Below are 2,315 nucleotides of genomic sequence, written 5' to 3'. Positions count from 1 at the left end.
AACGTGTTAAATTTAACTCCAATGCGGGTACTTAATGTTTCGTTACATAAATATAAATTTTCCCACCTCCCTACTTACATCCAACAGATGTTACAAGTAGAACGTCCAGTATTAGCGATCGATCATACGGCATGGTTGAGACCCCATGCACGTACCCTCAAAGAACGTACCTATGAACATCAACCCACAGCCTTACCTCATGGCATACCTGTTGGTATTGGTCAGGGATATAGTACGATTGCCTGGATACCTGAAAGTAGCGGCAGTTGGGCGCTGCCCTTGAGACACGAACGTATTACCAGTTGGGACAATTCGCTCGGTTTTGGGGCTCAACAATTAGCACAAGTATGTGAATATCTTCAGAATAGACCGATCGCTCTATTTGATAGTGAGTATGGGTGCGCGCCTCTGATCAAAGCCACCGCAGCCGTCGCCGCTGATAAACTAATGCGTATTCGCTCCAATCGTTGCTTGTGGTCAGCACCTCCATCCTATAGTGGTAAAGGCAGGCCCAAAATTCACGGTCAACAGTTTAAGCTCAACGACTCTCAAAGCTGGTGGGAAGCAGAGAAAACTCTGGAATTTGTTGAGGCGAAACTCGGAAAAATGAGGTTAAGAAAATGGGATGACTTGCATTTCCGAGGCAGTCCCAAACATCCAATGACTCTGATTTTAGTCGAACGCTTAGAAACTGTAACTGGTCGATTAAATAGTCAACCTTTGTGGTTGCTTTGGGTGGGTATCCAAATGCCATCTCTGGCAGAAATTTGGCAACTATATCTGCGCCGCTTTGCCCTAGAACATTGGTATCGGTTAGTTAAACAAACTTTACATTGGACTGTGCCCAAGCTAAGCACCCCAGAACAGTGCGAACGATGGAGCGATTTGATGCCTTTACTCACCTGGCAATTATGGTTAGCTAAAGATGTCGTCAGAGAAATTCGTTTACCCTGGCAAAAGTCTCTGCCTGAATTGACGCCGGGAAGGGTTGTACAATCAATGCTTCCACTTTTAATCAGGATTGGGACTCCGGCTGTTGCTCCCAAACGGCGAGGAAATTGTGACGGATGGCAAACAGGAAAACCTCGTACTCCCAGATGCCGCTATCCAGTGGTCAAAAAGGGTAAAGGTCGATTCCAAAAATCACCAAAATCCATCAGTTAACGTGGGAATCTCTCTCGCTTATTCACCACAATTTATGCTCAGCGTTAGCTGGGTAAATTTGTGCTTAGTCTAAACTCCAATTATATACATTGGTTGTGTGGAGTTGTTGTTTAAATTGCCAAATTTGTTTTGCTTGTATCTCTGAGGTTCAAGCCAACGGGACAATCAAAAATGCTTTATTATTTAGCACTGATATTCATTTACCACCTGAGCAAATTGTTGAATATTATCAGGCTCGCTTCCAGATTGAATTTATTTTTCGTGATGCCAAGCAATTTACGGGATTGTCTGATTGTCAAGCTCGTCATTTACCACGGCTGGATTTTCATTTTAATGCCAGTCTTATTGCCTTAAATTTAGCCAAACATCAACTCTCTAGTTGTCATTCATCTGCCAAGTCTTTTGTGTTTTCAATGGCCTCTTATAAACGGCTGGAATTCAATAAGCATCTACTTTGTACCTTTATTGATAAATTAGATTTAGACCGGGATTTGATTTTAAATCACCCTAACCTTCCTTCAGTCTTGTCTTATGGTACTTTGGCTGCTTAAAAACTGTCCGGAGTATTGTTAGTTAATGCAGTTTAGATGTCTAACAGCTTATCATACCTAGTTTATCACTTGTTCGACCTTATACCATTTTTTTAAAGATGTGATAGACTTGTGTAAAAAGTAAAGGCGAGAATTACAATGTCTGGTCGTCCTCATATAAAGATTACCGAATCTGTAGAAAACTTAGGAAAAATCCTCAAACAGCAAAAAAAGATCCTAGCTTATAACAAAGTTCAAATGCTTTATTTATTTCAGTCAAAACAAGTAGAAACTGTGCGGGAAGTATCCACAGTTTTAGGTAAAAGTGAGGCAACGATTCATCGCTGGCTCTCCCAATATAGAAAGGGCGGTCGGGAAAATTTGTTAAAAAATCGGCAGGTTTTCGGTCGCCCAAAAAAGTTCTCAGTTGAAATAGCAGCTTCATTGCAACAAGAGTTGAGAGACCCTGAAGGATTTCAGAATTATAAAGAAGTTCATCTTTGGCTCTGGTTGATTAAAGGAATAGCCAGTAGTTACCCGGCTGTATATTCGTAACCGTTCAGGGGGGATAGAAGAGAAATAGCCCAAAAAGGGGAGAAAATCTGATAAATTAAGTGACAT

The 2,315-nt window shown here is 41.4% G+C and carries 3 protein-coding genes; all 3 read left to right on the top strand.

Going from position 1 to position 2,315, the window contains the following annotated elements:
- Window positions 1–1,164, top strand: a 1,164-nt coding sequence (locus QUB33_RS29210) for a transposase (protein WP_333358090.1), incomplete at its 5' end; no start/stop codon positions are given.
- Between the two features lie 95 nt (window positions 1,165–1,259).
- On the top strand, window positions 1,260–1,715 hold the full coding sequence (locus QUB33_RS29205) for a transposase (protein ID WP_333358094.1): 456 nt from the start codon (window positions 1,260–1,262) through the stop codon (window positions 1,713–1,715).
- Between the two features lie 138 nt (window positions 1,716–1,853).
- Window positions 1,854–2,249 carry a helix-turn-helix domain-containing protein gene (locus tag QUB33_RS29200; protein WP_333358086.1) on the top strand — a complete coding sequence of 132 codons (396 nt, stop codon included), beginning with the start codon at window positions 1,854–1,856 and terminating at the stop codon, window positions 2,247–2,249.
- Window positions 2,250–2,315 lie beyond the last annotated feature (66 nt).

Origin of the sequence: Microcoleus sp. B3-A4 (assembly GCF_036705385.1) — a bacterium.
Lineage (GTDB): Bacteria > Cyanobacteriota > Cyanobacteriia > Cyanobacteriales > Microcoleaceae > Microcoleus.
This window is presented reverse-complemented; position numbering and strand designations above follow the sequence as displayed.

Bases quoted from the DNA above. Each gene is read 5' to 3' on its own strand.
- QUB33_RS29200 (WP_333358086.1), top strand. From the start codon at position 1,854: ATGTCTGGTCGTCCTCATATAAAGATTACCGAATCTGTAGAAAACTTA.